This window comes from Halobellus inordinatus, assembly GCF_024464655.1.
Lineage (GTDB): Archaea > Halobacteriota > Halobacteria > Halobacteriales > Haloferacaceae > Haloquadratum > Haloquadratum inordinatus.
This window is the reverse complement of record NZ_JANHAV010000007.1, coordinates 1-26567: the sequence shown is the minus strand read 5'-3', so window position 1 is coordinate 26567 and position 26567 is coordinate 1. Positions and strand designations below refer to the sequence as shown.

Annotated in this window: 25 protein-coding genes; 14 read left to right on the top strand and 11 right to left on the bottom strand. The window is 62.3% G+C overall.

Going from position 1 to position 26567, the window contains the following annotated elements; translation table 11 throughout:
* Window positions 1-36: 36 nt before the first annotated feature.
* The 6 genes from NO347_RS12870 to NO347_RS12845 form a co-directional block, all read right to left on the bottom strand.
* The gene (locus NO347_RS12870; protein WP_256289982.1) at window positions 37-525 is read right to left on the bottom strand and encodes an Lrp/AsnC family transcriptional regulator; all 489 of its coding nucleotides are present in this window, start codon (window positions 523-525) and stop codon (window positions 37-39) included.
* 139 nt (window positions 526-664) lie between these two features.
* The gene (locus NO347_RS12865; RefSeq protein ID WP_256289981.1) at window positions 665-2041 is read right to left on the bottom strand and encodes an aminotransferase family protein; all 1377 of its coding nucleotides are present in this window, start codon (window positions 2039-2041) and stop codon (window positions 665-667) included.
* Window positions 2038-2982 carry a CoA-transferase subunit beta gene (locus NO347_RS12860; RefSeq protein ID WP_256289980.1) on the bottom strand — a complete coding sequence of 315 codons (945 nt, stop codon included), beginning with the start codon at window positions 2980-2982 and terminating at the stop codon, window positions 2038-2040. Before NO347_RS12860 ends, NO347_RS12865 begins: the two co-directional genes overlap by 4 nt.
* Window positions 2979-3887 (bottom strand): CoA transferase subunit A, encoded by a 909-nt coding sequence (locus NO347_RS12855; protein WP_256289979.1) that lies wholly within the window; start codon window positions 3885-3887, stop codon window positions 2979-2981. The genes NO347_RS12860 and NO347_RS12855 overlap by 4 nt, the downstream gene beginning before the upstream one ends.
* On the bottom strand, window positions 3887-4753 hold the full coding sequence (locus NO347_RS12850) for a creatininase family protein (RefSeq protein ID WP_256289978.1): 867 nt from the start codon (window positions 4751-4753) through the stop codon (window positions 3887-3889). The genes NO347_RS12855 and NO347_RS12850 overlap by 1 nt, the downstream gene beginning before the upstream one ends.
* Window positions 4750-6048 (bottom strand): ArgE/DapE family deacylase, encoded by a 1299-nt coding sequence (locus NO347_RS12845; protein ID WP_256289977.1) that lies wholly within the window; start codon window positions 6046-6048, stop codon window positions 4750-4752. Before NO347_RS12845 ends, NO347_RS12850 begins: the two co-directional genes overlap by 4 nt.
* Window positions 6049-6242: 194 nt before the next feature.
* Here NO347_RS12845 and NO347_RS12840 point away from each other — a divergent pair, with 194 nt between their 5' ends.
* The 6 genes from NO347_RS12840 (at window position 6243) to NO347_RS12815 (ending at window position 11895) form a co-directional block, all read left to right on the top strand.
* Window positions 6243-7442 (top strand): ABC transporter substrate-binding protein, encoded by a 1200-nt coding sequence (locus NO347_RS12840; protein ID WP_256289976.1) that lies wholly within the window; start codon window positions 6243-6245, stop codon window positions 7440-7442.
* A gap of 104 nt (window positions 7443-7546) precedes the next feature.
* Window positions 7547-8611, top strand: coding sequence for an ABC transporter ATP-binding protein (locus NO347_RS12835; protein ID WP_256289975.1), 1065 nt, complete (start codon window positions 7547-7549; stop codon window positions 8609-8611).
* Window positions 8608-9804: a M24 family metallopeptidase gene (locus NO347_RS12830; protein WP_256289974.1), complete on the top strand. Its 1197-nt coding sequence runs from the start codon at window positions 8608-8610 to the stop codon at window positions 9802-9804. The genes NO347_RS12835 and NO347_RS12830 overlap by 4 nt, the downstream gene beginning before the upstream one ends.
* 35 nt (window positions 9805-9839) lie before the next feature.
* The gene (locus tag NO347_RS12825) at window positions 9840-10769 is read left to right on the top strand and encodes an ABC transporter permease (protein WP_256289973.1); all 930 of its coding nucleotides are present in this window, start codon (window positions 9840-9842) and stop codon (window positions 10767-10769) included.
* Entirely contained in the window at window positions 10766-11572 is an 807-nt protein-coding gene (locus NO347_RS12820; RefSeq protein ID WP_256289972.1) for an ABC transporter permease, read from the top strand. Before NO347_RS12825 ends, NO347_RS12820 begins: the two co-directional genes overlap by 4 nt.
* A gap of 113 nt (window positions 11573-11685) precedes the next feature.
* Window positions 11686-11895: a hypothetical protein gene (locus NO347_RS12815; RefSeq protein WP_256289971.1), complete on the top strand. Its 210-nt coding sequence runs from the start codon at window positions 11686-11688 to the stop codon at window positions 11893-11895.
* A 40-nt stretch (window positions 11896-11935) separates the two neighbouring features.
* Here NO347_RS12815 and NO347_RS12810 read toward each other — a convergent pair whose 3' ends face one another.
* Window positions 11936-13072: a thiolase family protein gene (locus NO347_RS12810; protein ID WP_256289970.1), complete on the bottom strand. Its 1137-nt coding sequence runs from the start codon at window positions 13070-13072 to the stop codon at window positions 11936-11938.
* 244 nt (window positions 13073-13316) lie between these two features.
* Here NO347_RS12810 and NO347_RS12805 point away from each other — a divergent pair, with 244 nt between their 5' ends.
* The 6 genes from NO347_RS12805 (at window position 13317) to NO347_RS12780 (ending at window position 20565) form a co-directional block, all read left to right on the top strand.
* On the top strand, window positions 13317-14678 hold the full coding sequence (locus NO347_RS12805) for an NAD-dependent succinate-semialdehyde dehydrogenase (protein ID WP_256290163.1): 1362 nt from the start codon (window positions 13317-13319) through the stop codon (window positions 14676-14678).
* A 154-nt stretch (window positions 14679-14832) separates the two neighbouring features.
* Window positions 14833-14955, top strand: a complete 123-nt coding sequence (locus tag NO347_RS12800) for a hypothetical protein (RefSeq protein ID WP_255410174.1) — start codon at window positions 14833-14835, stop codon at window positions 14953-14955.
* Window positions 14956-15365: 410 nt separating this feature from the next.
* Window positions 15366-16400 carry a TAXI family TRAP transporter solute-binding subunit gene (locus tag NO347_RS12795; protein ID WP_256289969.1) on the top strand — a complete coding sequence of 345 codons (1035 nt, stop codon included), beginning with the start codon at window positions 15366-15368 and terminating at the stop codon, window positions 16398-16400.
* A gap of 174 nt (window positions 16401-16574) precedes the next feature.
* Window positions 16575-17018 (top strand): DUF1850 domain-containing protein, encoded by a 444-nt coding sequence (locus NO347_RS12790; RefSeq protein WP_121571110.1) that lies wholly within the window; start codon window positions 16575-16577, stop codon window positions 17016-17018.
* Window positions 17015-19732: a TRAP transporter permease gene (locus NO347_RS12785; RefSeq protein ID WP_256289967.1), complete on the top strand. Its 2718-nt coding sequence runs from the start codon at window positions 17015-17017 to the stop codon at window positions 19730-19732. Before NO347_RS12790 ends, NO347_RS12785 begins: the two co-directional genes overlap by 4 nt.
* Before the next feature lie 176 nt (window positions 19733-19908).
* Entirely contained in the window at window positions 19909-20565 is a 657-nt protein-coding gene (locus tag NO347_RS12780) for a helix-turn-helix domain-containing protein (protein WP_256289966.1), read from the top strand.
* A 41-nt stretch (window positions 20566-20606) separates the two neighbouring features.
* On the opposite strand, the gene NO347_RS12775 is transcribed toward NO347_RS12780, so the two are convergent.
* Together NO347_RS12775 and NO347_RS12770 are read right to left on the bottom strand one after the other, a co-directional pair.
* Complete coding sequence (locus tag NO347_RS12775; protein WP_256289964.1) at window positions 20607-21380, bottom strand: MOSC domain-containing protein; 774 nt, start codon at window positions 21378-21380, stop codon at window positions 20607-20609.
* A gap of 99 nt (window positions 21381-21479) precedes the next feature.
* A complete protein-coding gene (locus NO347_RS12770; protein WP_256289963.1) occupies window positions 21480-21737 on the bottom strand; it encodes a hypothetical protein in 258 nt (85 codons plus the stop codon).
* A gap of 351 nt (window positions 21738-22088) precedes the next feature.
* Between NO347_RS12770 and NO347_RS12765 the strand changes: the two genes are divergently transcribed.
* Window positions 22089-23333, top strand: a complete 1245-nt coding sequence (locus tag NO347_RS12765) for a PGF-CTERM sorting domain-containing protein (RefSeq protein ID WP_256289962.1) — start codon at window positions 22089-22091, stop codon at window positions 23331-23333.
* A 276-nt stretch (window positions 23334-23609) separates the two neighbouring features.
* Window positions 23610-24989 carry an aminomethyltransferase family protein gene (locus tag NO347_RS12760; protein ID WP_256289961.1) on the top strand — a complete coding sequence of 460 codons (1380 nt, stop codon included), beginning with the start codon at window positions 23610-23612 and terminating at the stop codon, window positions 24987-24989.
* Window positions 24990-25111: 122 nt separating this feature from the next.
* On the opposite strand, the gene NO347_RS12755 is transcribed toward NO347_RS12760, so the two are convergent.
* Both NO347_RS12755 and NO347_RS12750 read right to left on the bottom strand, forming a co-directional pair.
* Window positions 25112-25930 (bottom strand): universal stress protein, encoded by an 819-nt coding sequence (locus tag NO347_RS12755; protein WP_256289960.1) that lies wholly within the window; start codon window positions 25928-25930, stop codon window positions 25112-25114.
* A 106-nt stretch (window positions 25931-26036) separates the two neighbouring features.
* Window positions 26037-26567 (bottom strand): PLP-dependent aminotransferase family protein (locus NO347_RS12750; protein ID WP_484494532.1); only part of this gene is annotated, 531 nt, incomplete at its 5' end.

The following is a 26567-nucleotide window of genomic DNA, read 5'->3' as shown; positions in this document are numbered from 1 at the left end:
CCGTCTCCGGTCCTCATACTGTCGGCAAGCAGTGTATCAGAGGTTTTCGATCGCTTCTAAGAGCGTCTCGCGCTCCAGATCGTTGATCGGACGTGGTTCGTTCTTGACCGTAGTGATGACGAACTTCGAGCTCGTCCGCTGGATCTCGTCGATCGATTCGTAGCTCGCGATCAGCGATTCGACTTTCTCCCGCTTGGTCACGTGCGCGATAACGATGAAGTCGGTGTCACCCATCGTGAAGTACACTTGTGAAACCGACTCCAGGTCGGCCAGTTTCTCGCCGACGACCTCGTGATAGCCCTCGTCGAACTTCGCGTTCACCTCGCTGATGACGGTCAGCGTCACCCCCATCTTGGAGAGGTCCATATCGTAGAGGTCGTTCTCGATGATGCCGTCCTCTCGGAGCTGTTTCAGCCGGTAGTGTACTGTCGACTTCGGGATTCCCGTTTCGGCTTCGATCTGTTCTGGACCGCTCGTCTTTTCGCGAGCGAGCGTCTTCAGAATCCGAATGTCTTTCTCGTCCATAGTGTGCTGTGTCTTGCTCGCCGTCGACCCGATCGCGGCAGGGTCGGCGGCCGTTCTACGGTATGTTGTTTTAAAATGCGCCGTAATATTAAATCTGGTTCAATCGGTAGGGGGTGCCGACGAAGCGTGGCCGCCCGAGTTACAGTCCGAGTTCGTCAGCGACGTCCGCCAGTGTCGCGTCCATCCGATCGACGATCTCGTCGGCGTCCGCCTCGTCGATCGTCAGCGGCGGCGTGAGTAACGTGAGGTCGCCTTTCGAGGCGTCCACGTGGCCGCCGGTCGGGTACGTGATGATGCTGTTGTCGAGTCCGCTCTCGAACAGTTCGTTCTGGAAGCGCTCGCCGGTATCTTCGAGCGGCGCTTTCGTTTCGCGGTCGCCGACGAATTCGATCCCGAGCATCAGCCCCTTGCCGCGGATGTCGCCGACGAAGTCGTACTTATAGAGCCGCTGTAACTCCTCGTGGAGATACGCGCCGACCTGCCGTGAATTGGCCACGAGATCGCGGGCCTGCATATATTCGAGTACGGCCTTGCCGATGGCTGCCGAAGCGGGGTTGAAGCAGTAGGTGTGGCCGTGCTGGAAGCCGTTTTCGAGGTCTTCGAACACCTCTACGACGCGTCGGTGCGGCATCGTCCCGCCGACGGGCGTGTAGCCGCCGGTCATCCCCTTCGCGCTCGTGATGATGTCCGGCGTGACGTCCCAGTGGTCGATCCCGAAGTTCTCCCCCGTTCGACCGAACCCGGCCATCACTTCATCGACGATCATCAGGACGTTGTACTCGTCGCAGATCTCGCGGACGCGCTCGAAGTAGCCGTCGTGCGGATACGCCCCCGCGTTGGCTGCCCCGGTCACCGGTTCGGTGATGAACGCCGCGACCGATTCTGCGCCCTCGTCCTGGATGATCCGCTCCAGTTCGTTCGCACGCTCGATCCCGCACTCGCGGCCGCCGTCTCCGTCGCAGTACGGACAGCGGTACGGGGTCGCGCTCGGCGCTTTCGGGAAGTTCTGGAACAGCGGCTCCATCTTGTCCTTCCGGGCCGGGAATCCCGACACGGCCATCGCACCCGCGGTGTTCCCGTGGTAGCTTCGCCGGCGGCCGATGACCTTGTACTTTCGCTCGTCACCGCGCTCGAAGTGGTACTGTCGAGCCATCTTGATCGCGCTCTCGTTGGCTTCCGAGCCGCTCCCAACGAGCCACGTGTGCTCGAAGCCGTCCGGCGTGAACTCCGCGATCTTCGAGGTGTACTCCATCGCCGGTTCGTTCGCGAACAGCATACTCGAGGTGTACTCGAGCGTCTCGATCTGTTCTTTGGCGGCCGCGGCAATCTCCTCTCGTCCGTGTCCGATATTGACGTTCTGATTGCCGGAGATCGCGTCGAGATATCGATTGTCGTCGGCGTCCCACACGTAGTGGCCCTGCCCGCGCGTGATCGTCACGTACTCCGTGTCGAACACGCGGGGGAACATCCCGCCGAGTTCCGTTCCTGGCGTCGTCGGTCGCTGTTGGTGACTCATTTGTCCTCTTCGATCTGCATCAGTCGCTTCCAGTTCCGTTCCATCGTATCGGCCCACTCGTCGAATCCGATCTCGTAGATGCGGTCGGTGTCGCGTAAGACGGTGTCCGTGGGATCGATCGTCCGGAGCATCGCCACCTCCCGTCGGGTCGGAACGGGCGTCGTTTCGACGTCGTCGTCGACGTTCAGGTCCCACTGCACCATCTCGCGGACCTCCTCGACGTCGATCCCGGGATGCGTCGAACGCAGGTACATCTCTTTGGTCTCCTCGTCGAAGCCGAACACCGCCATATCAGTGATTACGGTCTCGGGGCCGCCGCCGGGGAAGCCGAACTCCTCGCGTGCGCCCGGCCCGTCGAGATACCCCGGGGCCGTGACGTAATCCAGTTCGGACGTGAACGCCCGGGCCCGTTGTCGCATCATCACGATCGTCCGGCCGCAGGAGGTCATAATGTCGTTGCTCCCTCCCGAACCAGGGAGCCGTACCTTGGGGTTCTCGTAGGATCCCTCGGCCCCCGTGACGACGGTCGAGTTCGTGTTCCCGTACTTGTCGATCTGTCCGGCGCCGATGATGCCCACGTCGAACAGGCCGCGCTGATTGTCGACGAAGATCTGCATTTGGTCCGTCGCGACGAGCGAGTCCACGCCGAGCACGCTGTCGGAGATGGACTGCACGACTCCCGGCGGCCGCGACCCGACGTATCCGGACTCCGTGACCAGTTGGCAGCGAGGTGCGTGCGTGTACTTCGCCAGCACGCCCGAGATCAGCGACATTCCGACGCCGATGAACGCCATTTCGCCGTCGTCGATCTCGCGGGCCGCAGTGACGGCCAGCAGTTCAGTCAGCGAGTAATCGTCGGCCGGTTCGTCTGGATTCGCTACGTCGAGCGGCGACCCATTCGTCGCGCCGCTGTCTCCCTCGGGATCTGTCTCACCAGTCATATTTTGCCACCGTTGATCGTCTGTTCGAGTTCTTCGAGACGAGCGAGTCGGTCGGCGCCGACCTTTTCGAGATACTCCTCGTGCGGTACGATCCACTCGTCGAGCCAGTCTTGGAACTCGTCGTAGTCCTGAGACCGCAGACCGTATTCCCGGTAGAACGGGAGATCCGCGTAATAGTGTCCGTAGCAGTGCCACGGGTGACTCCCGAAGGGCACCTCGACGACTGAATCGACCGTGTAGAAGGGGATCTTCGTGAGTTCGGGCGACTCCGCGATCGTCTCACTCGGGACGATCTCCTCGCAGGTGATGATCGTCGTGTCGGCCGCTCTGACTTTGAGGTGGTCGTTGACCGTGTTCCCGTAGATGTGGGCGTTGCCGTGGCGGTCTGCCTGCTGGACGTGAATGATCGCGACGTCCGGCGTCGCGGCCGGCACGGCAGCGAGCGGCTCGCCCGAGCCGAACGGGTCGTCGATGACCTCGATATCGTCGTTGTGTTCGGCGATGTCCGTCCCGAGCATCGACCGCGTCGGGACGAACGGGACGTTCATCGCGCCCGCGAAGAACATCAGCGAGGAACCGAAGTTCGAGACGTCCTGCATCGTCAGGTCCTTCGGGACGCCCTCTTCGACCGCTCGGCGGACGTTGTGTCCCTGTGAGATGAGGCTGGTCCCGACCCACGAGCCGACGTACTCGTCGACGCAGCCGGCACCGACCATCGCGTCGAACAGCGTCGTTCGGGCGTCGTCGACGACGCGCAGGCCGGTCTTTTCCTGTCGGATGATTTCCCGGGCCGCCGCTTCCGGGTCGCGGCCACCCATCCCACCGAACGCGATGCTTGCGCCGTCCGGGACGTGATCAGAAATCGCTGTCTGCAGCGTCTGTGTCTTGTCGTGTGTGTCGCTCATTATTTCGGTCTAAACGGATCGTACTCGTGATCTTCGACGGTTCGAGCGTGGTGGTCGTCGATTTCGCGGATCGGGTGATCGCGGTACTCATCGAGGACCGAGTGCAGTCCCTCGACCGCAGCGTCGAGGAACGCCTCACCCTTTTCGGCACTTGCCTCGGTCGCATCGCCCATCGTTCCGGTCTCGGAGACAGTCGACCACCACTCCATCATCGCGACCGGCGTCGACTCCTCCTCGCGCGTTTCGCCGGCCAGGTCCAGGTTGTTGAAGTGCTTCGATTCGGGGTAGGAGACGTCGTCGGCCAGTTCGTCAGTGCGAACGTCGTCTGGGTGCAGCGCGAGATACATCGACGTCTCCATTTCACCGGCGTGCGCGGAGCCCTGCGGACCCGCGTCGCGGTGGGTGCGTGCCGCCTCCCGCACCTCCTCGAGTTGCCACCACGACAGGTTCCCGCAGTGGACGTCGGGATACTGGAGGATCACCTGCCGGGCGACCTGTTGGAGCAGGTGGTCGTTCGAGCCGTGGCCGTTGATGAGGAGAATCTTCTCGAATCCGTGGTGCGCGAGCGAGACGCAGATGTCGATGGTGTGCTTTACGAACGTCTCCCAGTCGATCGTGATCCCGCCGGGATAGTCCATATGATGCGGGAGGTAACCGTGATCGACGGTCGGAAACAGGAGGGTGTCGTCTCGGTCGCGGGCCGTTCGCTCGCAGATGGCCGAAACGAGTTCGCGGTCGACGTCGAGCGGGAGGTGATGGCCGTGGTCCTCGGTGGCGCCGACCGGGACCAGTACCATCTTCTCGTCTTCGACGGCCTCGTTTACCTCCGGCCAGGTGAGCTTGTCGTACCGATACTCGTCGCTCATTCGTCCTCCTCGTACCCGCACCACTCCATCGCCAGCAGTGCGTACGCCTTCGTGATCCGTTCGAGTTCGTCGACCGGGAGGAACTCGTCGGTGCCGTGGATGTTGTGCGCGCCCGGGCCGAAACAGATCGCCGGGGTGTCCGCGTAGTTCACGAAGAAGCGCGAATCGATCCCGCCGGGGAACCCTTTGGGCTGGCTCTCGCCGTTCATTGTCCCCATCACGTCCTGCACGGCGTGGATGATGGGTTCGTCAGTGCCGATCTTCGCGGAACTCCCGCGCCAGCCGAACCACTCGACCGTCGGGGGATGCTCGTCGAACCACGGATCGTCGGCGGCCTCGCGGACGGTTTCTTCGACGACCGTGTGGATATGCTCGCGCGTCTCCGCGGGGGCGTGCGAGATGCGCGCCTCCAGCGTGGCTTCGTCGGGGACGCTCGACGGCCACTCGCCGGCGTGAATCGACCCGAGGTTGAGGGAGACAGTCTGATCGTACCACTGCTCGAAGAGCGGGTCGTGAACGCTCGTCTTCCGCTCGTCGTGCAGTTCGGAGAGCGCCTGGAAGATCGGATAGAGCTTCGCGGCGGCGTTCACGCCGTCGTCCGTCCGTGCGGCGTGAGCGCTTTTTCCCTCGACGGTGACTCTGAAGTACGAGACCCCGTCGTTGGCGATCCACATATCGAAATCCGTGGGTTCGGGAATGACGACCGCGTCGTACGCGCCGCCGGCCGCGGGCCCAGCGAGTGCGGTCGCGAGTGAGCCGCCGAATCCGCCGGCTTCCTCTTCGATCACGGTTTCGATCGCGAGGTCACCCTGTAGCGTGACGCCCGCGCGATCGAGCGCGGCGAGCGCGAAGATCATCGCGCCAACGCCGCCTTTCATATCCGACGCGCCGCGTCCGAGGATCCGGCCGTCTTCGACCGCGCCGGAGAAGGGGTCGAAGGACCACTTTTCGCGGTCGTTCTCGGGGACCACGTCCACGTGACCGTTGAACACGAGCGACCGTCCCTCGCCGGTGCCCGAGCGTTCGGCCACGAGATTCGAGCGCGATTCGTAGGAGTGGCCGGCGTCGGAGAACTCCGGATGATCGCGGATCCCGTCGACGTCGTCGGCGTTGAGCTCGCGAACCGACAGGTCGAGCGCTTCGAGCCGGTCGCGGACGACGGCCTGTGCGCCTGCTTCGTCCCCCAAAACGCTCCGCTCTGCGACGAGGTCGCCGACGAACTCCTGCAGTTCCGGAAGGAGTTCTTCGACAGCTGTCAGTACGTTTTCACGGTCCGTATCGTCGATGCTAGTCATCGGTAACCTCGAAGTAGTAACGCGTTCCGGGCGCTATGCACCACTCTCTCATACACGTTCGAATTCCATCCTATATGTTTTAATAGTTTCGTGTATATTCGTACGATGTTCCGTTATTATCTTTAGAATAGAACGTCAGTCAACGACACCACCAACCTTTAAATATTTGGAGGCGCGTGTCAACCTTGTACACGATGAACAAGGAGTCTCCGGTCGAACGTTCAGGGGCAAAGACGGGTACGCAAAAGCGGCGGACGATACTCAAAACGCTCGGTAGCGGTGCTGCAGTCGGTCTCACTGGCCTCGCCGGCTGTACTGGCAGCGGTGGCGGTGACGGCGGGAGCGAGAGCACCGGTACGACCACGGGTTCGGCGTCGTCAACGGCGGCTTCGGACGAGATGGCGGACTCGCTCGTCATACAGGTTCCCGGTGGGAGCTACATCGACGCCTACCAGTCACAGGTGTTCGATAAATTCGAATCCGAGTACGGGGTCACGATCGAATCGAGCCTCGTCAGCAATCAGTTCGACGCCTACTCGAAGATCAAGGCCGGTCAGTCGGACACCGACCTCACGATCACGTCTGCCTCGACGCTCTACAACGGGGCGAGCGAAGACGTCTGGGCGGAGATCGAATCGGACAGCATCTCGAACTACGGCAACTTGTTGAACACGTTCCAGAATCCGATCTACGACCCCGGAGAGATGCTGCACGCCGTCCCCGCGACGTACGGCACGGTCGGGATGGCGTACAACAAAGACGAACTCGGTGAACTCGATTCGTGGGCCGCCGCTTGGGAGACCGCGAACAAAGGCCGCGTGACGATGGAAGGCTTCGGGTTCGTTCGGGTCTTCACGACCGCCCTGTATCTCGGGATGGACCCGAACAACATCCAGGTGGACGGCTCCTACGAGGACGGCATCCAGAAGATCTGGGACTCGGTTCGAGAACAGAAAGACCTCGTCGTCAAGTACTGGACGAGCGGCGACGAACTCGTTCGACTCTTCAGTCAGAACACGGCGTCTGTCGGAGAGGCGTGGGGCGGACGTATCTACAGCGCGGTCAACGACGGGTACGACCATCTCGACTACGTCGTGCCGAAAGAGGGCGCCTACGGGTGGTCGGACAACTGGGTGATGGTCCAAGGCCTCAGCGAGGAGAAACGAAACGCCGCGCTCGCATTCCTCGACTTCGTGCTCGAAGACGACGTCATCACGGGCCTCGCAGAGAACATCGGATACCCGCCGGCGACCGGAGCCACCTCGGACAAGATCGAAGGACTCTACGACTACGATCCCTCGGGTGGTGAACGCCTGACGTTCCTGAATCCGAGCTACAAAAACGAACACAACGACCAGTGGTCTAAGACCTGGGAAGAGATCCAGAAGAGCTAGCGCTAGCAAGTGTCTTACGCCAGTACGTCACGTACACAACACCCAGAATTACCATCCATATGTCATTCTTAGAGATAGATAATTTACGAAAAGAGTTTGGTGGCTTGACCGCCGTCGACGGGATTTCGCTCACTGTCGAGGAGGGCGAGTTCATCACTGTTGTCGGCCCGTCCGGGTGCGGAAAGTCGACGACGCTTCTCAACGTCGCCGGGCTCCAGACGCCCACTGCAGGCACGGTCCGTCTGCGTGGGCAAGACCTGACGGATCTTCCTGCCTACGAGCGCGACATCGGCGTCGTGTTTCAGGACTATGCACTGTTCCCACACAAGACGGTCGGGGAGAACATCGGCTTCGGATTGAAGATGCGGGGCGTCGACTCGGAACAGCGGGAACGCCGGGTCGAGGAGATGCTCGAGATCATCTCGCTTGAGGGGTACGCCGAGATGTATCCCCACGAGTGTTCGGGCGGCGAGCAACAGCGGGTGGCAGTCGCCCGGGCACTCGCGTTCGATCCCGACCTCGTGTTGATGGACGAACCGCTCTCGAATCTGGACAAAGAGCTGCGGCACTCGATGCGGAACGAACTGAAGCGCATCCAGCGCGAGACGGGCGTCACGACGATTTACGTGACGCACAACCAGACCGAGGCGCTCTCGATGGGCGACCGGCTGGCGGTTCTAAATGATGGCCAAGTCGAGCAGTTCGGCGATCCGAAGAACGCGTATCAGAACCCCGAAACGCCCTTCGTAGCCGGGTTCCTCGGTCAGTCCTCACGGCTCGATGGTGTCTACAGCGACAGTCCGACACCACAGATCGAAACCGACAGCGGGGTGACGTTCGACGTGACGCCACAAGAACAGGTCGGCGACGGCGACGACGTCGCGCTGTTCCTCCGGAACGAACTCGTCGGATTCGCCACGGGCGACGCCGACCCGACGAACACCTTCGAGGGAGTCGTCGACGAAGTCGATTACCAGGGTCGCGACGTCGTATACCTCGTCGACGTGCCGGAACTCGACTCGGTCGTCGAGGTCAGTGGCAAGCGCAAGCACGGCGGCACCGACGTACTCGAAAAAGGGGCGTCGGTGTCCATTTCGATCGCGCCGGAGGACGTCATCTACACGCCACTGGAAGGGCAGGTACGTACCGCGGAGGCCGCCCCCGTATGAGCGCGGAACCGCCGGTCGGGCATCGGGAGACGCGCCAGTACGAACGCGACGAGTACTTCCGGATCCTGGAGTCTGTCGCGCGTGAAAACATCGAGAAGGTACAGGGGATGATGGCCGACGAGGGAGTGGACGCGCTCGTCCTCAACCGCACGGACAACACGCGGTACCTCGTCGGCATCGGCCCGTACGACAGCTTCTCGTTGTCGGCCGAACACGGTGCCGTCATTCCCCGCGACGGCGAGCCGACGTTCCTCGCTGCCCCACGACTCGCCGAAGACCTGGCCGACCGCCACTGGCTGGAGGACGTCCGTTCGTTCTCGACCGGGAAAGAGGATGCTGTAGACGCGTTCGCCTCGGTGCTCGCCGACCACGGTGCCGCCGATGGGACCGTCGGGCTGGACCCGCATATGGAGTTCCAGTTCGCACGACAGTTCGGCGACGCACTCCCGCGGGCCGACGTCGTCGACGCCGGCGATCTGCTCTATCGCGCGCGGGCGGTAAAGAGCCCGAAAGAGATCGCGCTCATCGACGAAGGGCTCGAGATCGCCGAGATCGGGATCGAAGCCGGGATCGAGGCCGTCGACGTCGGTGTGCGGGAATGTGACGTGTCGGGGACGATTATGAAGGCGATGCTCGACGCCGGTGCGGCGGGTGCGTACGCGCTGCCGGCCATCGTTTCCTCGGGCGTGCGCTGGTCGCGCTGTCAGGAGTTCCCGTCGCAGAAACGCATCCGGCGGAACGAGTTCGTCCAACTCGACGAGGGGCCGATGTACAAGGGATACTACAGCGAACTCGCGCGGATGCTGTTCCTCGGCACACCCTCGGACGCACAGCGCGATATGTACCAGGCGACGTTCCAGGCCCATCAAGCGGCGATCGACGCCATCGAGCCCGGCGTCTCCGGACAGGAGGTCTACGAGGCCTCTCGGGAGATCTTCGCAGAGTACGGCTACGAGGACTCGTTCACGATGGGGTACATCGGACACGGCATCGGGACCGTCGCCCACGAACCGCCCTACATTGGCCCGACAGCGAATCCGACGCTCGAAGAGAATATGATCGTGATGATCGAACCGGGGCTGTTCAACAGGGGAGTCGCGGGAGTCCGCTTCGAGGATATGGTGTTAGTCACCGATTCCGGTTCGAAGGTCCTGTCACGGACGGCCCACCCGCACCACGACAAGTTCGTCTGATATGATGGAGAGACAATCTACGAAGGAGGCCGAAGATGGCCAGTGAGTCGGTTCCCGAATCGGCGTCGAAGAGTTACACCGCTGGACTCAAAGAACAGTTGATGGAGAACCGGCGCGTCCGGTTCCTCGTCTCTCCGGGTTCCGGGCTCTTCTGGATCCTGCTGTTCCTGATCGCGCCGCTGACGATTATCGTCGCGTTCAGTTTCTTCAAACCCGGTGAGGCCGGCAGCATCGTCTACGAACTCACGCTTGCGAACTACCGTGAGTTCGTGAGTTCGTCGGTGTACCACACCGTCATTTGGGACTCGATCAAGATCGGTATCATCACGACCCTGATCGTGCTCCCACTGGGGTACACGCTCGGCTACTTCCTCGGTCGGACCGAGAGCAGGTGGACACCGGTACTGCTCGGCCTCGTCGTCGTGCAGTTCTGGGTCCCGCTCATCATCCGTACGTACGCCTGGATTACGGTACTCGGTCGCAACGGCGTGATCAACAAGTTCCTGACGGCGATCGGTGTCATTGGCGAACCGGTACAGCTACTCTACACGACGAACGGGATGATCCTCGGATTAGTCGTGAGTATTCTGCCATTTATGGTGCTTCCCGTATACTCGGCTGTCTCGACGATCGAAGAAGACGTGATTCAAGCGGCCAAAACGCTCGGAGCGAGCGACGCCAGAGCGTTCTTCGAGGTGACGCTCCCGCTGTCGTGGCCGGGCGTCGTCTCGGGAATCTTGTTCACGTTCATCCTCTCTGCGGGATCGTTCGTCGCGCCCGCGTTGCTCGGTGGCCCTGAAGACCGCCTCATCGCACCCGTGATCGCGACCATCTTCACGAACGACTTCAACTGGCCGTTCGCGGCCGCGCTCTCGTTAGTCTACATCCTCTTTCTCGCCGTCCTGCTGTATCTCTTCACGCGGAAAGCGGACCTCGAAGAAGCACTGGAGGGGACCCAGATATGAGTGGCTCAAGTCGCTGGAACTGGCCGGCAGTGAAGGGCGCGTCGTTACTCATCTATCTGAGTATGCTCCTGCCGCTCGCGGTCGTCGTCATCAACTCGTTCAACGCCGCACGCATCCCGAGTTTCCCACCCTCGGAGTATAGCTTGCGATGGTACGGGGCGTTCCTGCAGGACGACACCTTCATGGCGGCGATCTGGAACAGTCTCAAGGTCGGGGTCGCCGCCGCAGTGCTCTCAGGAGCGATCGGCACCGCGACTGCGATGGGGTTCGTTCGGAAGCAGTTCCCGTTCAAGAAGTCGCTCGCGATCGCGATGCTCACGCCGATGCTCGTACCTCCGGTCATCATCGGCGTCTCGTCGACGATCCTCTTCGTGCAGATCGGCTGGGACCGCTCGATCCTTTGGCTCGTCGTGATGCACACGCTCGTCGCGCTCCCGTATGCGTTCCTCGTCATCCGGAGCCGGCTCTACCTGTTCGACGAGTCGCTGGAGGACGCGGCGATGACGCTTGGCGCGGATCGGCTCACGACGTTCCGGGAGGTCACCTTCCCGATCGTCGCCCCCTCGATCCTGACCGCGATGGTCCTCTCGTTCGTCATCTCGTTCGGAGAGTTCACCGCCTCCCAGTTCTGGGTCGATCGGACCACGACGACGGTACCCGTCGTGATTTACTCGATGGTTCGGACGCTCATCACGCCGAAGGTCAACGTCCTGGCGACGCTCGTGCTCGTGGTGACGACAGCGATTCCCATCCTGGGAATCGTCGTCCAGCGGTTCGTGCTCTCGAACGCGCAGTCACAGTAGCGGCCGCTATTCGAACAAATTTTTTCGTGTCAGACCCGCTCTGAGAGAGGTACCTCGATCAGAACCCGGGTGGGGCCTGTGTACTTATCATCGAGCAGCGTGTCGTAACGAATATGCTCCGCAGTCTCTGGGACGTGTTCCTCGCACTCGTTGGGAACACGGACGAGGAGCGCGAAACCGACAGCGACAGTCGGTTCGTCCCGTCGCCACTGGATCTGTCCGTTCGCGTCGGACACGGAGGACGAGACGACGAAGTGGTGCGCGAACTCTCGAAGGTTAGCGAGCGCGCACGCGAGTTGGAAGAGCGTCGACGTGATCAGTGAGAACGGAGCGTCGACGTGGTGAAACGGCCTCCAGTACCCGCTAGTCGACGGTGAACTCGATAGCCATCCCCTGACCGTGGCCGACACATTCGGTCGCGAGGCCACGAGATGCACCCCGGCGACGCATTTCGTGAATGAGCGTCACCGGAAGGCGCGCTCCGGTAGCCCCGAGCGGATGTCCGAGGGCGATCGCGCCGCCGTTGACGTTGAATATCTCCTCGTCGATCCCGAGTTCGCGCCGACAGTGGATCGTCTGGGAGGCGAACGCCTCGTTGAGTTCGACGAGATCGTACGCCGAGACGGAGCGTCCGGTCCGTTCGGTGAGTTTTCGGACCGCGTAGATCGGACCGACGCCCATAATCGTCGGATCGACGCCGGCGACCGAGTGATCGCCCACTTCGGCCAGCACGTCGAGGCCGTGTTCCGCAGCGAAGCCACGGCTCGTTAGCAACATCGCGGCCGCGCCGTCGCTGATCTGAGAGGCGTTCCCCGGCGTAACGGTTCCGTCGTCTTTGAACACAGTTGGGAGTTCGGAGAGCGCGTCCAGAGACGTGTCCGGCCGGATACAGTCGTCGGTCGTAACGACGCCGTCGTCGGTCTCGACGGGAACGATCTCGTCCTCGAAGCGCCCGGTTTCGGTGGCTTCGGCGGCCCGCTCGTGGCTGCGGAGAGCGTACCTGTCCTGGGCGTCACGAGACACGTCGAACCGCTCGGCGACTTTTTCCGCGGTCGTCCCCATCGTGAGCGCATCGAGGTCGTACCGGTCGGCTAACCCTGGATGGACGTTGTCGACGTTGCCCTCGATGCCGACCTGGCTCATATTCTCGACGCCGCCGACGAGGAGACAGCGGCGCTGCCCGTTCGCGATGGCGTCGGCCGCTCTGGCGACAGCGGCCGCGGAGGACGCACACCAGCGGTTGATCGTCGCTCCGGGGACGGATTCCAACCCGGCGAGCAACGTGATAACGCGTGCCAAGTTGTTCCCCTGTACGTCGCGCTGCTGAGCGACGCCCCACAGGAGGTCGTCGACGTGGGCTTCTCCGAGCCCCGTCCGTTGGAGAATCGTCTCGACGAGGGGAAGCGAGAGGTCCTCACTACGCGTCTCCGCGAATGCCCCGTCTCGGCGGCCTTGCGGCGTCCGAACGGCTTCGACGACGACGGGTGTCGTGTCTTTCATAACGGATTGGCTGTTGTTCGATCAGAGTATTATGTTTTGGATTCTGTTTTATTTTAGATCCGATCCGAAGGATCTATTCGAGAGAACCGGATGGACGCACACGGCAGCGACACTGAAGTTCGTATTGACCGCAGTTTTGTCCTCCACGTGTTTTCTGAACATAGTTTGGTTATTCTAATATTAGTCAGATTTATATTAATAGAATGAGTCAGAGTGAACTAGAATCCAATTATATATGGGAAGGTTGGAGTCAGTTAATCCCGCGACGGGCGAACAGGTGAATTCGTACGAATATGCGGACGAAGACGAAGTCGAAGCGGTCTTAGACCGCGCCTCCGACGCGTTCGATTCGTGGTCGAACGAACCGCTGCGGAAGCGCGAGCGATTGCTCGCGGACGTCGCTGACGTGCTGCGAGAGCGAAAGCGAACGTACGCCGAGCAGATGACCGTCGAAATGGGAAAGCCCATCTCGCAGGCCATCGCGGAGGTCGAAAAGTGCGTCTGGGTCTGCGACCACTACGCTGAACACGCGGGGACGTATCTGGCGGACGAGCACTTCCCGAGTCCCCCCGGAACGACGGCGAAGACGTCGTACGAACCCATCGGGGCGATCCTCGCGGTTATGCCCTGGAACTACCCGTTTTGGCAGGTGTTCCGCTACGCGGCACCGTACATCACGGCCGGAAACGTCGGCGTGCTCAAGCACGCGTCGTCGGTCCCGGGATGTGCCCTCGCGATCCAGGACGTCTTCGAGCGAGCGGGGTATCCGGAAGGCGTCTTCCAGTCCGTGTTGGCACCCAGCGACCTGGTCGACGAGATGATCAGCGACGACAGAGTGAAGGCGGCGACGCTGACGGGCAGTGGGCCCGCAGGCCGCGCGGTCGCGTCGACTGCGGGTGAACACCTCAAGAAGACCGTACTCGAACTCGGCGGCAGCGACCCGTTTATCGTCCTCGACGACGCCGACATCGAGCGGGCGGCGGAGCGCGGCGCGTGGGCGCGAAATCAAAACGGCGGGCAATCGTGCATCGCAGCCAAGCGGTTCGTCGTCCACGAAGCCGTGTACGACGAGTTCACGGACGAACTCGTAGACGCGATAGACGAGCTAACGGTCGGTGACCCGATGGACGAACAGACGGACATCGGCCCGCAATCGGCACCGCACTTCCTCAAGGAACTGCACGAGCAAGTCACCGCGAGCGTCGAGGCCGGTGCGGAAGTTCTTGTCGGGGGAGAACCGCTCGATCGCGACGGTGCATACTATCCACCGACCGTCCTCACCGACGTGCCTCGCGGCTGTCCCGCCAGCACCGAGGAGCTGTTCGGTCCGGTCGCCACGGTAGAGCGCGTCCAGAGCGAGGACGAAGCCGTCGCGGTCGCCAACCGGACGCGATTCGGACTCGGTGCCAGCGTGTGGACGGCCGACCGCGACCGGGGTACGGCGCTTGCCAGCGAGATCGAGGCCGGTTGCGTCTACATCAATCAACTCGTCAAATCCGATCCGCGGGTACCGTTCGGCGGCATCGAAGACTCGGGGTACGGTCGCGAGCTATCGGAGATCGGAATGCAGGAGTTCGTCAACCGAAAGACGGTCTGGGTCGAATGAAGCGTCCCGAGAGATAGTAGCGTTTGCAACCGATCGCACGACTGTACCGGACGGGTGCGTGAAGACGGACAAACGCTGCTAGACTTCCCTTCGTAGAGTTCACGAGCCCGATGTTTTTACCCGATACGAGACGTATCGTAAGTGGGGTGAAACGATGCCCCTGGTACCGCACTACCCGTCCGACGAGCCACGACGTGAGCGCCGCGCCCCAGACATCGACGACATCGTCGAAGACATCCTCGGGAGCGGCGACGACCCACGTCCGGTCGTCGGGTGATCCCGAGGATCTGGTGTGCGGCGATCTCATTTTTTGTCCCACGGTCAGTGACAGAAGCGGGACGGGACGTCGATTCGGCCGCTACTCGGATCCGAGAAGATGCGACGAAGAACAATTCACTCATATCTGACGTATTCTCCAGTCGTATAACAGCGGACACAGTGGTGTCGGGACAATCAGCGTCGCTCTTTTATATACTAAAGCGGCATTTTCAGGGTTCTTTTACCGTTGCCGGGATATCGACCTGGAGATACGACCGGCCAATTTGTGTAACGGATCTGGTGCGAGACAGCCATATCGAGTCTGAAACCATTAGACGAAGCGGTCAGATGGGGGTAAATTGGGTATGTTTCACTTTTCGATGTGAAATGATTAGAGATATAAACCATAGAGTGCTATTGTGAGACGGTATGTCATCCAAAGAGACTCGACGGAGATTCCTCGAAGCGGCCGGTATCGCAGGCGTCGCAGCCCTCGCTGGTTGCAGCGGTAACGGTGGCGGCGACGGCGGCGACACCGAGACCGAGACCGAGACCGAGGGCGACGGCGGCACCGCAACCGAAGATGGCGGAGACAGCGGCGGCGACGCAGGCACGCGTCTGAGCTGGCACGCGGGCGGGACCGGCGGCACGTACTACCCGCTCTCGAACGAGTTCAAGACGATCGTCGAAGCGAACACGGACTACACGCTGAACGTCCAGTCGACGGGTGCAAGCGTCGAGAACGTCGGCAGCCTCGCAGACGGGTCCGCCGACTTCGCGCTGATCCAGAACGACATCGCGTACTTCGCGAAGAACGGGACGGGCATCGAGACGTTCCAGGGCAACGCGATCGAGAACCTCCAGGGCGTCGCGACGCTGTACCCCGAGACGATCACCGTCGTCACGCTGGAGTCGACCGGCATCGAGACGCTCAGCGACCTCAGCGGCGCGACGATCAACACCGGTGACCTCGGCTCCGGCACGCAGGTCAACGCGAACCAGATCCTCGAAGCGGTCGGCATCACCGACTACAACGAGCAGAACGCCGGCTTCTCGCAGGCGTCCGAACAGCTCGCGAACGGCGACATCGACGCCGCCTTCGTCGTCGGCGGCTGGCCGGTCGGCGCCATCGAGGACCTCGCGACGACCAACGACGTCAACATCGTCCCGATCGAGGGCGACAACCGTGCAGCCGTCAAGGACGCTGCCTCGTGGTTCGCCGACGACACGATCCCGGGCGGAACCTACAGCGGCGTCTCCGACCCCGTCGAGACCGTCGCCGTGCAGGCGATGATCGCGACGAACTCCGGCGTCTCCGCCGAGGCCGTCGAGAACGTCACGGCGGCCATCTTCGACAACCTCGACGAGCTGACTATCAAGACGGACTTCATCACCGCCGACAGCGCTCAGGACGGAATGTCGATCGAACTCCACGAAGGCGCAGCGGCGTACTTCGGCGAGTAACCGACGACTGACCGTCGGGTCTGTATCAGTCTCGCGCCGCCGACTTTCGGGGCGTCGAAACGTCTTTCGTAGCCGTAAAGGCGTCTAGCACATTCGTTTCCAGCGGTGAACGTACGCACACTCGCAAGCGAACGGACCGTCCCGGCACTGATAGCCGTCGCGATCGCGCTTGGGGTGATCCTCGCGGGCGTCGCTGCGGCCGTGCCGACCGGGACAGTACTTGTCGTCGAGGACCTCGACACGGGCGAGCACTATATCGAACAGCCCGTCGAGAACGGGAGCACGGTCGGTCTCGAATATATGCACAGCGTCGAGAAGTCACGCGTGTACGACGAGTACCGCGTGGAGGGACAGACGCTCGTGAACACGCGGATGGAGTTCGAGTCATACGGGTGGGGGCTTCCGGCACGGGTCAACGTCACGAACGTGAACGGAACGCTCGTGTACGACCCACCAGAGCCGATCACCGAACTCGAAACCCTCTCGGTGTCGCCCGGACGGATCGCAAACCATACACTGATCGTCGAGGACCAACAGTATGACTTGGTTGCGGAAACGAACGCAAACGACGTTCGGATCCACATCGAGCGACGAACAATGACCGACATATTGCTATGAGTACGAATAACGTCGACGGTGGCGAAGAGGGGGAGATTTCCAGAGAAGAAGCCGAGGAGCTCATCGAGGAGATTGAGCGCCGACGGTCCTTGAAAGGACTTGCCGCCCTCGCCGTCGCCGCCATCGGGATCCTCTTTTCGCTGTTCCAGCTCATCTTGGCGGCCAAGAGCTTCACCTTCGAGATCCCGATCCTGGCACTGGAAAACGGGATGCCGGCCATCACCAGCTATCAGGTGTCACTCCAGCTCCTGCAGGCGAACGCGATCCACGTCGCGTTCGCGCTCGTCCTGACGTTCCTGATGTTCCCGGCGAGTATGGGCGATGGGTTCGTCTCTCGGAACCTCGGGCGCGTCGTCGACGGCGTCACCGAGTCATTCGGTGAGGAGAACCCAGTCTCACGCGCTTTCGAGGGCGTACGGGGCGTCTTCCGCTGGGCGTTCCTCGATCCGAACCGGAGCCGCGTGACGCCGTTCGACGTCGTCAGTATGATCGCGGCGTTCCTCTCGGCGTTCTACTTCCTGACGGAGTTCTCCGAGATTCAGGATATGCGCGTCTTCGGCCTCGAATCGGGCCGCCCCGTCACTGAGATTTACACGTTCCTCGACCCGATTCTCGGTGCCGTCCCCTTCGTCAGCGAGTACTCCTATGCGATGATCCTGGGCGTCGTCGGCGTCCTGTTGGTGCTCGAAGCCACCCGCCGAACGCTCGGACTCCCGCTGATGCTCATCGTCGCCTCGTTCATCGTCTACGCGCGGTGGGGCTATCTGATCAGCAGCGGCACGCCGTTCATCGGACTGCTCGCGATCCCGGAGCTCACGTGGCCGGACATCGTCCAGAACCTCTGGTACAACACCGAAAACGGTGTCTTCGGGATACCGGTCACCGTCTCGGTGAGCTTCATCTACATCTTCATCCTGTTCGGATCGTTCCTCGAAATGAGCGGCGCGGGCCAGTGGTTCATCGACCTCGCGTACGCCGCCACGGGCAAGCGGAAAGGCGGCCCGGCGAAGGCGAGCATCCTCGCGAGCGGATTTATGGGGACGATTTCGGGCTCCTCGATCGCGAACACGGTCACGACCGGCGCGTTCACGATCCCGCTGATGAAGCGCTCGGGGTACTCACCGGAGTTCTCCGGGGCGGTCGAGTCCTCGGCGTCGTCCGGCGGACAGATCCTCCCGCCCGTGATGGGGGCCGCCGCGTTCCTGATGGTCCAGTACACCGCGACGCCGTTCGCGGAGATCATCATCCTCGCGACGATCCCGGCGATCGTCTTCTTCTTCGGCGTCTGGGTGATGGTGCATCTGAAAGCCGTCCAGGAGGGGATCGGTGGCCTCGAAGAAACCGCGTCGCTGGTCTCGCACCTGAAGTTCGGGTGGTTCTACCTCGTTCCGATCTTCCTCCTCCTGTATTACCTCATCGTCGAACGCCTCTCGGTGTCGCGGTCGGCGTGGTTCACCCTCGTCGCGCTCGTCGCGCTCATAACGTTCATTGCGGCCTACAGTGAGAAGACGCGGATCTCGCTGTTCGGGTCGCTCGCGGCGATCTTCGGCATCGAACTCGTGAGCCACATCATAACCGGCGTCGCCGTCACCGGACTCCTGACCGGAGCGAGCGGAACGCCCCTCTCACCGGGTGCGGCGTTCGCCATCGTCGGCCCCCGAGTCGGCTGGTACGCGATGCTCGCGGGCGTGCTGACGATGCTGTATCACACCGACGTCGAGTCGAAGTTCCTCGATCTCAATCCCACGATCCAAGAGAGTGCGGAGGTAGCCGGCGAGAAGACCGGCCGCGACCTCGGAGAGAATCAACTGTTCCGCGTCGGGACGTTCGTCGTGAAATCGATGGACGAGGGTGCACGGACGGCCGTGCCGGTGGTCATCGCAGTCGCCGCGGCCGGTATCATCCCCGGCGTCATCAGCGTCTCGGGGCTGGGTCCGAACCTCACCTCGCTGCTCCTCGCGCTGTCCGGCGGGTCGATCGTGATCATGCTGCTCGTGACCGCCGTCGCGAGCATCATCCTCGGGATGGGGATGCCGACGACCGTCACGTACATCATCCTGATCTCGATGCTCGCGACGCCGCTGGTCGAGTTCGGTATCCCGCTGCTCGCCGCACACCTGTTCATCCTCTACTTCGGCGTCATCGCGGACATTACGCCGCCCGTCGCCGTTGCGGCCTACGCCGCAAGCGGGGTCGCAAAGTCCGATCCCTTCGAGACCGGCGTGAAGGCGTTCTCGCTGTCGCTGAACAAGGCGATCGTTCCCTTCGCGTTCGTGCTCGCACCCGGGGTCGTGCTGCTCCGAGAGAAGGCGAACGCCGCGGAGTTGCCGATCCGTGAACAGTACCGCGTCGTCGGCTTCAGCGACCTCGCACAACTGTCGTACTCCGTTCCGGAGATTCTGATCCCCGTGGTCGGCGTCTTCCTCGGCGTCATCGCCCTCGGTGCGACCGTCATCGGGACGCTCTACGGTGACGTCAACCGCGGCGAACGGACTGGCTTTGCGGTCAGTGCACTCCTGCTAATGGCACCGCGACTGCTGTCGGCGGCGGTATTCGACCTGCTCGGGTTCGCCGGCGTGACGGTGTCGGTCGACGCGCTCGTGCTCGACCTGTCGATGCGGGCCGTCGGCTTCGTCATCTTCGTCGTCCTCGCGGCGAAGAACCGGCGCGAGTCGACGTCGACCCGGGAGCCGAAAGAAGCGATGTCGGCGTAACTGTCGGCGGGGCGATATTGTCGCTTGCACACGACCGACAATATAAGATACACTCGGTTCGGAGTGAACCGATAGACACTATTGGGAGGCTGGAAACCACGGTGTAGCGGTCGGCGCGACCGGGAAGCGACACCGACGAAACCGGGGGACGGCTGCGAACGGAGAACTCACCAACAATGTCGATAACAGCAAAGGTACACATCGAACACGAACACCTCGCGCTCGTTCCGACGCTGGAGCGACTCGACGGCGTCAAGATCCGTGTGATCACGCAGGGGACGACCGATCCAGGGTCGACGTACTTTCCGTTTCTCATCGAATACGACGACTCCGAAGAACTCGAAGCGGCACTCGAATCCGACGTCACGGTCGAAGAATTCGAGCTGATCGATCGGACCAACGACACGGCGATCTACTACATCAAACACACGCCACAGACGCGCCTCATCAGCAGCATCGTGACCGAGGAGAACGGCTTTCTAGTGCACACGGAGACGAAAGACGGCGGATGGTTGGTCCACCTGCTCTTGCCCGACCGCGCCGCGCTCAACACGATTTGGGAGTACGCGATCGCGAACGACATCGCGCTCGACATCATCGAGATCTACAGCAACGAGGACGCCGGCGGCGAGTCCTCGTACGGTCTCACCGACGAGCAGCGCGCGGCGCTCCAACTCGCGTTCGCGAAGGGCTACTTCAACGAACCGCGGGACATCTCGCTCAGCGAAGTCGCCGAGGAGATGGACCTCTCCTCGACGGCGATGAGCGGGCGACTCCGCCGCGGGATGCGAAACCTCATCGCTGCGACGATCGCCGAGCGGGATCGCGACTGACCGAGCGGAGCGACACTGACGGCGGCGAGAACCGCGGCGGATCAGTCCTCGAGAACGGATACCGGATCACCGACGTTGAGTCGGCGCCCCCGGTGGGAGTCGGGGACGCGGGCGATGAGCATCGACGTGAAGAAGTGTTCGAACGCGTCCGGATCGGCCCACTCGGGGAACGTCTCGCGCCGCTTCTCGATGAATTGCTCGCGGAAGTTCGGCGTCGACGCGCCGGTGTCGGGGTCGCGACCGGGAACCACACACCGCCCGCAGGGTTTGACGCCCTCGAACCTGACGTCGCCGACCTCGAAGGCAGGCGCGTCGTCACCGACGAATCGATCCTCCCAGAACGCCGGAACGCCCGAGACTTCGACGTTCGCCCGGAGACGGCGACGCGCGCTCTCGACGGTGATGTCGTCGAACCACGACGCGAACTCCCGCAGCGTCGCGGTGCTGACGACTGACGGCCCCATCTCGCGGCGGTCGACGAAACCGAGAGAGACGTCTCGCCGGAGCGAGACATCGAGATCTAGGAACTCCCCGAACCACGCCGCGGCGCGCCCGCGTTCCTGCGCGAGAACGAAGCGTTCCGTCTCACCCTCGGGCGTCTCGACGACGAGCGCCCCCGACTCCGGGTCGAAGTCCGTCGCGAGCGCGTGCACTTGGTCAGTGCGTTTCGCGTTGATGACGTCGCCCTCCGAATCGAAGAGCGCGAACTCGCGGTCGTGTTCGAGCGTGCCCCCATCGAGAATCGTCGCGGCGTCGACGTCGATCCCGTCGAGGCTTTTCACCGGATACACCCGGAGCCGTTCGAGTTGTGCCATTGCAGAAGCGTGCGTCGGCAGCGCCATTACCGTATTCGGTTCGGCGCAGTTGTGTGTGCGGTCCTAGGCCGCCGATTGCGAGTCAGATCGCTAGGAGGACTACCGCTCAGTCCGGTAGACCGGGCGCAGTGCGGTCGCGTCCTTGTCGTATCCCAGCCACACGCTGAGGGCGATCGCGACCAGAACGAGGTACACCGGAAAGAGCAACGCGAAGACGTACCCGAACGCGAATATGTTCACCGAACCGGTCCAGTAGACCAACCCCGCAAACGCGAGGCCGACGAGTGCGCCAGCCGCGATCCCGAGCCGAAACGCGCGAGCGGCGTCCGGCCCGGGCGCGGGACGAGACGGAGTCATTGGGCTAGTTTCGAGACCGAGGGAAATAAGCAATGCGAGATGGACTGAGATACCGGCGGCTATTGGTAACTCCCGACAGCTTCGGTCGGGGCGAGGAGTACAGGAGCGTGTTCCCGTCTTCGTTCTCCCTGATCGCACTGCGGCGTGCGGTCGGTGAGACGCTTAGTTGCGACGCCTACGGAGGGTATACGAAATAACCCATTATAAATATTGTTCAGAGAGGACTCGGTGGCAGCACCTCGGACAGCGGAATCAGCGGACTATGACGGGATGAATCCGGATTAAACGAGTGAAAATCGGGGCCGGTATCATTCGTTTATATACTCCCGTGAACGGGTAGGATCGGACGCGATGTTCACAGATCGAGTTACCGCATCGGTGATAGCCGTGCTGCTCGTGGCGTCCGCGCTCGGATCCGCCGCGGCAGTCGGGACTGTCGGTGCAGCCACGTCGAGCCAGAAGGCGTACGCTGAGACCAACGTCTCTTTCGACACGACGAGCAACGCGGTCGTCGACTACGCCGTCGACGGCGAAACCGTGATGCAGTCAGTGAAAGTACAGTCGCAGAGTGAGACAGAAAGTAGTGGCAGCCTCTCGGCCGATGTCGAGTTAAGTGCCTCCTCCGACATCGCCGGCGCTGCCGTCGCTTTCGATGCGAAGAGCGAGACGAGCGCTTCGATGAGTACCGACAGCGGGGCGACGCTCCGCGCACACGACAACGAGCGTGGGGTGTTGACGGTGCGTGCCGGCGACGACAGCCAGTACGTAGCGGTCAATCTGTCCAGTTCCGCCGAGGCCGCGAGTCAGAGCAGTGAGAAAGTCGTCGTGACGACCGACGACGGCACGGAAGGCGTCTTCCTCGTCGTCGGTGACGGCGAACTCACGGTGAACGACCAGGGGAACGTCTCCGCGAGCCTCGAAGGAGACAGCAAACTCGCGTTCCGCTCGTATCCGGAGGGCCGCACCGAGGACGACGAACAGCAGGAACAACTGATCACCAGCGGCCAGGCGGCCGCCGAGGTGTACGTGATGCAGCAGAGCGAGTCGGGAAGTGAAGCCGTCGCCGACGTCGTGCAGTACGGCGACAACACGACCGTCGAAGTGACCCAGCAAAGTGAGGGAACGGTGCGAATGACCGCCGAGCGCTCCGAGCACCAGGGGAAGGTTGTCATCACGTCCGTCTCCGAGAAGGTCGTCGACGCGACGAACGACGTGCAGGTGACTGTCGACGGCGAGGCCGCCGCACAGGCGTCCTCTTACAGTGCGCTCCAGAGCGCGATCGACGGCGGCGACACCTCAAAGTTCCTCGTTCGCCAGCAGGCGAGTGCCGACGCCAGCGCGAGCGTCCTGGTCGCCGTGAATCACTTCTCCGAGCGAGAGATCACGATGACGGAGAGCGAGACCACGACGAGCAGCGGAACGACCGCGACGGCGACCGAGACGGACAGCACGACCACAGCGAGCGAAACCACCGACGAGCAAACGGCAGCGCAGACTGACGAATCGACGTCCAGTACGAGCAGCCCCGGGTTCGGTGTGACCGTCGCACTCGCCGCGCTCGTCGGGGCAGCACTCTACGCCGCGCGCCAATCCTGAGACTGTCGGATAGAAGTCCGAACGAGTGAGCGCGCGCGAGCAGTGATCGAATACCTCGAACGAGCGATCGAGGGCAACACGGTCCTTCTTCTGCCGCCGATATTCGAGTTACATCGGCCATCTACCGGTCGAAATATGGTATGTTCTGGGGCGTGCAAGCGCGCCCGGAACGAGCCGATCACAGCGCCCGATATGTCCCGTGCTAAGCAGTGGCAAATAAAAGCACGGTACTATCAGGGTGATCTTTTATTGGGGTTTGATAACATCGTTTATTGGATGTCAGGGGACTACGAACACCCAAATCATCCGAGTATCGATCAATCCGACAGAACGCTCCCGCGGAACCTCCGACAGACCGGAGATCCGGGGATCCAGATGCTGGTCTCGACCCGCGTTCGAAAGTCCCCCTTCTTCGATAAGTCGTTCAACGAGGAAGGAGCCTGGCGGTGTACGGTGTACAACCGTATCTATCACCCGCGCGGCCTCGTCGAGCCAGAAGACGGCGGTGCGATGGCCGAGTACGAAGCGCTTACCGAGAAGGTAACGCTGTGGGACGTCGCCGTCGAACGGCAGATCCGCGTGAAAGGCCCGGACGCCGAGGAACTCACGAACTACCTCATCACGCGTGATGCCACCGAAATCGAGCCGATGAACGGCAAGTACGTCATCCTCTGCAACGAGGACGGCGGCATCCTCAACGACCCGATTCTGCTCCGCGTCGAAGAAGACGAGTTCTGGTTCTCTATCTCGGACTCGACGCTGATGCAGTGGATCCAGGGCGTCAACGTCGGGAAGAACTTCGACGTCGAAGTCGACGAAATCGACGTCGCCCCGATGCAGATCCAGGGACCGCTCTCCGAGGACGTGATGGTCGAAGTCGTCGGCGAGGAAGTCTCCGAGATTCCGTACTACGGCCTGATGGAGGCCGAGATCAACGGTGCCTCGGTGCTCGTCAGCCAGACCGGCTTCTCCGGCGAGAAGGGCTTCGAGATCTACGTGCGCGATGCGATGGAGAACGCAGAGCGCGTGTGGGATCCGGTCCTCGAATCGGTCAAAGACCACGGCGGGATGCAGATCGCGCCCGGTCACCACCGCCGCATCGCGGCGGGGATCCTCTCGTGGGGTCAGGACATGGACCACGAGACCTCGCCGTTCCAGGTCAACCTGGGCTATCAGGTGCCGGACGACAAGGAAGCCGACTACGTCGGCAAGGAAGAACTCGAACGCCAGAAGGAGCTCATCGAGGGCGGCGAGTACCCGTTCAACCTCAAGCTGGTCGGCCTGAAGATGGCCGGCGAGCCGATCCGCGATTACGCGCCGGACTTCTGGATCATCTCCGATCCGGAGACGGACGAGGAATGCGGCTACATGACCTCGCCGTGGTGGAACCCGGACCTCGAGACGAACATCGGTCTCGGATTCGTGCCCGCCGACAAGCTCGAAGACGCCGCGCAGGCGACGCTCGACGACGAGATCTACGAGAACGATCTCGACCTCGAGTTCCAGGTGCACCTGCCCGACGAGTACGCCGAAGAGGACGGCGAGCCGGTGTACGCGACGGTCGCAGAAGTGCCGTTCAAGGAATCGGTCAACCCGAGCGCCCGCGAACAGGCGAAGCTGGGTGCAAAGCAGGAAGCCGAAGCGCAGGACAACTGAAGCAGTCAGCCCTCACTGTCTGAGCGTCTCCCACCGGCGGCACTCGCGCGCCGGTCACAGCGAACGAAGCAGTTTTTTTGCGGTCGATGAACCTGAAGCCGGAGCGGCAGAAACTGGATCGATTACCCAGTGAGCGTGACCGGACGGTCCGCAGAGAGCATCACGTCCTGTGCGATGCTGCCCAAGAGCGTCTTCTGGACGCCCGAGCGCTTCCGTCCGCCCATCACGATGCTGTCGACCTCGCGTTCCTCGGCCGTTTCGAGGACTTTTCGTGCCACTTCGCCACCGATAGAGACTCGCTCGACGGACAGACCCTCCGCTTCGAGCGAATCGGCTGTTTCGACCGCCGCCTCGACGTCTTCGAACTCGTGCGGCGGCGCGCCCCGGTAGTCCTGGTGGGGGAAGACGTACAGCACCGTCGCCGTGACGTTCTCCGCGGCGTTCGGCAGCGCAGTGGCGTACTCGACCTGTCGGCGCGCCCGTTCCAGGTTCCGATCGACAGGGAGCAGCACCTCGCGTGACCCGCCCTCGAATACCATTCCAGAGCCGGTGATCGTGACAGGTCGCTCCGTGGAGACGAAGACGTCGCGGACGGTACTCCCGAGGAGGACCTGTGCGACGCCGGAGCGCTTCCGCCCGCCCATCACGAGTTCGTCGCAGTCCAGTTCGTCTGCCATCCGGATGACCTCCTCGGAGACGCCGCCGTCACCGACGCGACCGTCGACCGAGACACCACTGTCTTCGAGGTACTCGACGGCTGCGACCGCCGAGTCGATCTCTTCAAAGTCTACCTCCTCAGCCGTATCGAGACGGCGTGGCGGGACCACGTACAGGACTGTCGCTTCGACGTCCGATCCGGAACCAGGGAGATTCGCGGCGTATTCCGCCTGATTGAGCGCCCGACTCTCGTCGTCGTCGACGGGGATGAGAACCCGATACATACTGCATTATAATTAATTTATTTTCCCGTATAAGTTGGTCGTTGTTCTCAGTTGATAAGAACGATGGTGTCCGCGAAGACGGATGGTATTGACCAGAGCGGGCGATTTAGTCGTACAATGGATACTCGTCGGTCAGTTCGTCGACGCGCGCAGCGACCTCGGCGACCGTCTGCTCGTCGTTCGGGTCGTCGATGACGCGCGTGATGAGGTCTGCGACCTCCCGGCACGTCGATTCGGTGAAGCCACGCGTCGTGACGCCCGGCGTCCCGATACGGATGCCGCTCGGGTTGAACGCCGAGCGCGTCTCGCCGGGGACCGTATTCGCGTTCATCACGATCCCGGCCTCTTCGAGCGCCGATTCGACGTCCTTCCCGGACGTGTCGGGATGGGACGGCCGGAGGTCGACCAACACGAGGTGGTTGTCAGTGCCGCCAGAGACGAGGCTGAGTCCGTTCGCTTGCAACTGGTCGGCGAGCGCTTTGGCGTTTGCGACCGTCTGTTCGGCGTAGGCGTCGAACTCCTCGGAGAGCGCTTCTTTGAACCCGACGGCCTTGCCCGCGATGTTGTGCATCAGGGGGCCGCCCTGGGCGCCGGGGAAGACCGCGTTGTCGATCGCGTCGGCGTGTTCCTCGTCGCA